A 3,102-nucleotide genomic window follows, 5' to 3' on the forward strand; every position below is an offset into this window, starting at 1 on the left:
CGGCCGTCGAGCAGGGCAACGAGACGCTCGCCGCGAGCGACGGCGAGGTCGCCGACGGAGCCGTGCGCGACACGCTCGCCGAGGTCCTGCAGCGGGCCAAGCACGCGCTCGAATCGACCCCCGCGGCGTCGGCGACCACCTCGTCGGAGCCGGCCGCCGACGGCGAGTCGGCAGCGGCGCTGCGGACGCTCGCGGCCGAGGTGCTCGCCGCGCAGAAGGCGGTGCAGACGGCGCACGACGAGTGGGTTGCCGCACGCGCCGAGCAGGAGGCGCGCGAGGCGGCCGAGACGCAGCGCCCCCGCGCGCCGGGCGGCGGCTCGGGCGGCGACCGGTGCGAGACGACGTACGACGGCCCGCCTTTCTACACCTCACCGCCCACCCGCGGCGGGGACGGCTCCAACGGTCGGCTGCCGGAGTCGATGCTGCGGGCCACCTCCTGGGGCGTCGACCCGAAGGGCACGCGCTACTGGCTGCGTAGCGAGGCGACGCAGGCGCTCGAGCGGCTCAACGTGGCGTTCCGCGCGACGTTCGGGCACGACCTCGACCTGGACCTCACGTACCGCGACTTCGACACGCAGACCGCGATGCGCAAGGCGCTCGGGTCGATCGCCGCGGTGCCGGGGACCTCGAAGCACGGGACCGGCTACGCCCTCGACGTGCCCGAGCTGCCCTGCGAGTACGGGTGGGACACGCCGCAGCGTGCGTGGCTCGTCGCGAACGGCCCGTCGTACGGGTGGGTGCAGCCGTCGTGGGCGTTGCGCAACGGCAGCAACCCGGAGTACTGGCACTACGAGTACGTGGGCTGACGCCCGACGAGATCCGAGGGGACCCGACGAGGCGGCTCAGTCGCCCGACGACGCGTCCGGCTTCTTGGCGCGGGACGGCTGGACGCGCGGTGGCTCGCCGGGCATCTTCGGGTACTCGGGCGGGTACGGCAGGTCGCCGTGGCCCTCGTCGTGCTCCTGGCGCTCGGCGAGCTCGAGGAGCGAGGCGATCGAGAACCGCCCCGGCGCGTGCGCGGCGAGCGGCGCGAACAGGTCCCCGACGGACGCGAACCGCGCGGGCATCGTCGTGACGTCGAAGTCGTCGGGGTGGACGTCGGCGACCTCGTCCCAGGTCAGCGGAGCGGAGACGGTCGCGCGCGGGTTGGACCGGATCGAGTACGCCGACGCGATGGTGCGGTCACGGGCCATCTGGTTGTAGTCGACGAAGATCTTGGCGCCGCGCTCCTCCTTCCACCACTTCATGGTGACCTCGTCGGGCAGGCGGCGCTCGAGCTCACGGCCGAACGCGATGGTCGCGCGCCGCGCCTCGACGAAGGTCCAGCGCGGCTCGATGGGCACGAACACGTGGATGCCGCGCCCGCCGGACGTCTTGGGCCAGCCCTCGAGCCCGTGCTCGGCGAGCAGCTCGCGCACGTGCGGGGCGACGCGCGCCGCGTCGGAGAAGTCGGTGCCGGGCTGCGGGTCGAGGTCGATGCGCAGCTGGTCGGGCCGGTCCACGTCGTCGGCCGTGACGGGCCACGGGTGGAACGTGAGCGTCCCGAGGTTGGCGGCCCACGCGACGACGGCGAGCTCGCTCGGCGCGACCTCGTCGGCGGTGCGTCCCGAGGGGAAGCCGATCCGCGCGGTCCGGACGTAGTCCGGCGCGCCCGCCGGGACGCGCTTCTGGTAGAACGCGTCGCCCGACGAGTCCGCGCGCGTCGCGAGCTTCGCGCCCTCGAACACGCCCTTGGGCCAGCGCTCGAGGGTCGTGGGCCGGTCGAGCAGGGCCGCGAGGATGCCGTCGCCCACGGACACGAAGTAGCGCACCACGTCGAGCTTCGTGAGCCCGCGGCCGGCGAAGTAGACCTTGTCGGGGTTGCTCACGCGCACCGCGCGGCCGCGGACGTCGATCTCGGTCGCGGGTGTCGAGGACGGCATGTGCCCCAACCTAGGGGCGAGCAGTGACGCGCGTCACCCGCTGGTGGAACGATGCCGTCGTGCCCTCGCAGCCCCCGGTCACGCCGACCCCGGCCACGGGGACCGCCGCGGTACCACCGTCGCTCACGACGCGCGAGCGGGATCAGCGTGCCGTTCACGGGGCGCGAGAGCCGATCGTCGGGCACCCTGTTGCGGTGGGCGAGGTGAGAAGCATCCGGAGCGCAGCGAGCGTGCGCAGGCGTGGCGCGAGCGTGCGCGAGGAGATGGTCACCCGTGCGGAGCCGCTCGCACCGCGCACCGCGCGCCGCTGGGTCATGCAGGTCGCCGCGGCGGCGGGCGTCGGTGGCGCCGCCAACCAGATCGCCGAGCTGCTCACGGGCGAGCTCGTGGCCAACACCGTGGTCCACGGCCCGGCCGGGCTGCCGGTGGTGATCCGCGTGGAGGTCGCGGGCAGCGTCCTGCGGGTCGAGGTCGAGGACCGCGGCGGGGGCCAGCCGGTGCTGCGACGCACCGAGCCGACGGCCGCGCACGGGCGCGGGCTCGCCCTCGTCGACGCGCTCGCGACGAGCTGGGGGACCACCCACGAGGGCGGTCACACGACGGTCTGGTTCGAGGTCGACGACGCCTGAGGCACTCCTGGGGGGTGTCGTGACGCATCCCACGCAGGTCGCGGCGGCTTTTCGCCTCATTCGCTCCGCGCGCGCAGGCTCCCTTTCGCGTAGTTTCGCACTCGGGGGCCGACGAGGAAGGACCACCGATGAGCGACAGCGAGAGCACCACGCGGACGGCACGGCTGCCGCAGGTCACGGCCGAGGTCCGTGACGACGGGACCGGGCAGATCTCCATCGACGGGGTGATCGAGCGGATTCGCATGGCCAACCTCCAGGAGGCCGGCGCCGCGATCACCGAGCGGATCGCGGCGATCGCCGGTGAGGTCGGCGAGCCCGTGCCCGTGCAGGTGCGCGACCCCGACGGCATGTGGTCGCTGCTGATCCACCCGGACGGGCTCGTCGACGAGGCGCCGGCGGACGGCGCCGCCGCGCTCACCGGCCCGGGCCTGAGCGTGCCGGACACGCTCGCGGGCGTCGACACGGCAGGGCTCGAGGACACCGACCTGGGGGTCGGCGGTACGCGGGCGTCGGGGACGACGAGCGGCGCACGCGGTGCCACGGGCGGCACG

The 3,102-nt window shown here is 74.4% G+C and carries 3 protein-coding genes and 1 pseudogene; 3 read left to right on the forward strand and 1 reads right to left on the reverse strand.

All coding sequences use genetic code 11. The features are described 5' to 3' along the window. On the forward strand, positions 1-806 hold an 806-nt coding region (locus tag CWIS_RS14915; protein ID WP_048344121.1), incomplete at its 5' end, for a D-alanyl-D-alanine carboxypeptidase family protein. A 36-nt stretch (positions 807-842) separates the two neighbouring features. Here CWIS_RS14915 and ligD read toward each other — a convergent pair. Next, positions 843-1,922: a non-homologous end-joining DNA ligase gene (gene ligD, locus CWIS_RS14920; protein ID WP_048344122.1), complete on the reverse strand. Its 1,080-nt coding sequence runs from the start codon at positions 1,920-1,922 to the stop codon at positions 843-845. 203 nt (positions 1,923-2,125) lie between these two features. Between ligD and CWIS_RS14925 the strand changes: the two genes are divergently transcribed. Together CWIS_RS14925 and CWIS_RS19575 are read left to right on the forward strand one after the other, a co-directional pair. Continuing rightward, positions 2,126-2,551 (forward strand): ATP-binding protein, encoded by a 426-nt coding sequence (locus CWIS_RS14925; RefSeq protein ID WP_231583927.1) that lies wholly within the window; start codon positions 2,126-2,128, stop codon positions 2,549-2,551. 128 nt (positions 2,552-2,679) lie between these two features. Next, positions 2,680-3,102 (forward strand): annotated as a pseudogene (locus tag CWIS_RS19575) (chromosome partitioning protein); the annotation flags it as partial.

Source organism: Cellulomonas sp. A375-1, assembly GCF_001040865.1.
Taxonomy (GTDB): Bacteria; Actinomycetota; Actinomycetes; order Actinomycetales; family Cellulomonadaceae; genus Cellulomonas; species Cellulomonas gelida.